Here is a 3,529-nt window from a genome sequence, read left to right as displayed (position 1 = left end):
CTATCCATTTTTTAAGTTGGCGTTTTTTTATGTTTTAAACGCTTTATAAGCGCGTTTCAGCTTATGTAGGTAGAAGTTTGATAAAGACATAAGGTGCACATAGTGCAAAAAATTAAACATGAGACGCCAGATACGTGAGTTTTTTTGTCATTTAATCTGTACAGAGAAGATAAATAAATAGCTTCAGTTTCATGATAAGGGGGCTGGCGGAGTTTGTCAAGTAAGTTTTTTCGTTTCTATTGTAATGACAGTTATGGCCTGTGCAAGAAATCTATTGATTTACAGCAGGTTCTTTGTTACAGTTCACAGTTATGCAAAGAAACTTAAAGCCTCATGAGTTTATTTACAGCCAGTGGTTTACATAATTTGGAGCTGTATAGCTGAGTATTGTATATGATAATATTGATAACAAACGATGATGGCTTTGGAAGTGAAGGAATAAAATTACTCAAAGAGGTTGCACGGAATTTTGCGTCAGAAATATGGATAGTGGCACCAGATACTGATAGAAGCGGAGCTGCAAGATCTCTTGATTATCCAGTGAAACAATCTATTGGAATAAAACAACATAGCGAAAGGGAATTTAGTGTGTCTGGTACTCCTGCAGATTGTGTCATTATTGCGCTAAATAAAGTTATGAATAAAAAACCAGACTTAATATTGTCCGGAGTAAATATTGGATCAAATGTCGGGGACGATATTTGTTATTCAGGAACAATTGGTGCTGTAATGGAAGGTGCTGCAAGGTCTATACCTTCTATTGCGCTGAGCCAAGTTTATCATGATAAAATAGACTGGCACAATACAAAGGTTTTTGCACCAAAGGTTATTGCCAAGCTAGTTAAGGTTGGTTGGCCTAAAAACATAGTGATGAGTGTAAATTTTCCTGCTACGGAAAAAGTAAAAGGAGTAGAATTTGCTGAACAAGGTGAATATAACATTGATGGGGATTTAACTTTTACTGAAAATTCGAATGGCTCTTTTAGCTTAAATTGGTCTCGAGAGCACTCAGGCAGTGGTAGTATAAATAAAATAAAAGAAGGATTTATTACTATTACACCGGTAAAATTAGATTTTACAGATTATGATACTTTGAATACTATGAAAAATTCTTGTGCAGACGAATTTTCTTCTATAGCTGACTGAGAAAAACATTTGCATTGCTCCTAATAGATATTTTCTATTGTGTTATCGCGAGCAATTATTTTTTCTTCACCTGTATCCATGTTTTTAATCTTTAAAGTTTTACTACTCAATTCTTCATCGCCAAAGATTAAAGCAGCTTTAGCATTTGCTTGATTTGCTTTTTTCATTCGGGTTCTGAGCGTTCCGCTATATTCATAGATTACATATAAACCATTTCTGCGCAATTCATTTGCAAGTGTTAAAGCATGTTTTTCAGCCTCTCTACCGATTGGAATTAGGTAAATAGGTCGCTCTTCTTTCGGAGAATAATTGATTAACTCCATTATGCGCTCAATACCCCCTGCAAATCCTATTGCTGGAGTGTGTTTTCCACCTACTGAAGATACTAAATTATCGTATCTTCCACCGGCAAAAACTGCCCCTTGTGCACCTAAATCCTCTGTAACAAACTCAAACACTGTGTGGCAATAATAATCCAAACCTCGAACTAGTTTATTGTTTACGGTATAAGGTATATCAAGAATTGTTAATCCATTTAGTATTTGTTCAAAGAAATCTGAGGACTCTTTCGTATAATAATTGCTGATTTTAGGCGCATCAGAAATTATTGATTTATCTTTCTCATCCTTGGAATCCAGTATTCTGAGTGGATTTTTGATCAACCTATTTTTGCTATCTTCTGATAGATCATTTTGATACTTTGTAAAGTATAAGATCAAAGCTTCTCTATATTTAGTTATTGTTTCACCATCACCTAAAGAGTTGATTTCCAGCTTTACATTTTTATTGATGCCAAATTCAGTTAGTAAGTGCTGAGCGAGTGATATCAATTCAATATCAGCTTTTGGATCTTCTATGCCAAAAACCTCAAAATTTATCTGATGAAATTGCCTTTGTCTTCCCTTTTGCGGTCTTTCATAGCGAAATGCAGGTCCTGTTGAGAATAATTTTATCGGTGTTTGCAGTTTTTTTTCAATGAGTAGCCTGACAATCGCTGCAGTGAACTCAGGACGTAAAGTTATGCTCTTTCCCCCTTTATCATTGAAGCTATACATCTCTTTAGTGATGATGTCTGAGCTATCACCTAAGGTTTTTGTAAAAACCTCCGTGCACTCAAATATTGGAGTTTGGGCGGGCAAAAAGCCGTATAAACTTGAGATTCTGTTTGCTGTTTGCTCTATGTATTTAAACTTGTACCATTCATCAAACAGGAGATCTTTTGTTCCTCTAACCGTTTGATTAGTCATAGTGTGGTCTCTATACCTGCAATCTCTGGTATGTGGTAGCTCAGCATATTTTGCACTCCTTGCTTTAAAGTAATTGCAGCACTTGGGCATCCAGAGCAAGCTCCTTGCAACTCAACATAAACTATTCCATCTTTATAGCCACGAAATTTGATATCGCCACCATCTTGAGCAACTGCAGGTTTGATATGACTTTCCATCAATTCTTTTATTCTATTTACAATTTCTATATCATTTTTATCAAAAAATTCTTCATCTGGATCATTCACTTCTTCTTTATCTAGTGCTTTTCCACCAGAAGTAAAGTGATTCATGATTGTAGTTAAAACTTCTACTTTTAATATATCCCAATTAATTCCATCCAATTTTGTTACTGAAATAAAATCATGACCGAAAAATACTCTTACCACATGCTCTATTTGAAAAAGATTTGCTGCTAGTTTAGAATTTTTTATCTCATTCGCATTTGAAAAATCAGCAGTTTCTCCTTCGTTTAAAATTTCAAATCCAGGAAGGAATTTTAGCGTATTTGGGTTTGGTGTTTCTTCAATCTGGATGAACATGTTATTTACCATGACAATTATAATTGTTACTATTTAATCATAAAATGATAAAAAAATATACATGTCATTCATCTTTTTTCTTTTTTTAGTATTCATAGTAATTACATTTGTCTTGCCTAGCGTTGTTATATTTTTTCTTTTCCTGACAAAAAAAAATAATATGAGTTTCATGATGAACTCTATATTGAGTAAGTTTTTGAACGAATTTAGTAGCAGTAGAAGTTATACTGAAAATTACACTGGTGATAACATGTCCAAGGATGAAGCATTAAAGATACTGGGGCTGAATCCTGAGGCAAGTCAAAATGAAATCAATAAAGCATATCAAAATTTAATGAAATTAGTTCACCCAGATAAGGGAGGCTCGGAATATTTTGCGCAAAAGCTAAATGCGGCACGTGATAAATTGTTAAAAAAGTGATCTTAAAAAAAGTTTTCGTTTAACGAATTTCTTCCTTTGCTTTTTCTAAATACTCCAATATTGCTTCATGTAGTGCAGTCCATGTTATCTGTTCTTCCAGGGAAGGTATAAATTCTTGTCTCCAAGCATTCTTAAACTCCTGAAACCACTGTTTT

Annotated in this window: 4 protein-coding genes; 2 read left to right on the top strand and 2 right to left on the bottom strand. The window is 34.1% G+C overall.

The window, feature by feature from the left end:
* The first annotated feature begins 393 nt into the window (after positions 1–393).
* On the top strand, positions 394–1,146 hold the full coding sequence (gene surE / locus OZD62_RS02450) for a 5'/3'-nucleotidase SurE (protein WP_010081939.1): 753 nt from the start codon (positions 394–396) through the stop codon (positions 1,144–1,146).
* Positions 1,147–1,166: 20 nt separating this feature from the next.
* Here the strand turns inward: surE and hisS are convergent, their stop codons facing one another.
* A complete protein-coding gene (gene hisS / locus OZD62_RS02445; protein WP_010963026.1) occupies positions 1,167–2,393 on the bottom strand; it encodes a histidine--tRNA ligase in 1,227 nt (408 codons plus the stop codon).
* Positions 2,390–2,953 (bottom strand): NifU family protein, encoded by a 564-nt coding sequence (locus tag OZD62_RS02440; RefSeq protein WP_022626407.1) that lies wholly within the window; start codon positions 2,951–2,953, stop codon positions 2,390–2,392. Before OZD62_RS02440 ends, hisS begins: the two co-directional genes overlap by 4 nt.
* Positions 2,954–3,113: 160 nt before the next feature.
* Here OZD62_RS02440 and OZD62_RS02435 point away from each other — a divergent pair, with 160 nt between their 5' ends.
* Positions 3,114–3,374, top strand: coding sequence for a J domain-containing protein (locus tag OZD62_RS02435; protein ID WP_227738613.1), 261 nt, complete (start codon positions 3,114–3,116; stop codon positions 3,372–3,374).
* Positions 3,375–3,529: the final 155 nt, after the last annotated feature.

The sequence above is a fragment of the Wolbachia endosymbiont of Drosophila seguyi genome, from assembly GCF_028981765.1.
Classification (GTDB): Bacteria; Pseudomonadota; Alphaproteobacteria; order Rickettsiales; family Anaplasmataceae; genus Wolbachia; species Wolbachia pipientis.
The sequence above is the reverse complement of the archived record's forward strand: the minus strand, read 5'-3'. Positions and strand labels throughout refer to the sequence as shown.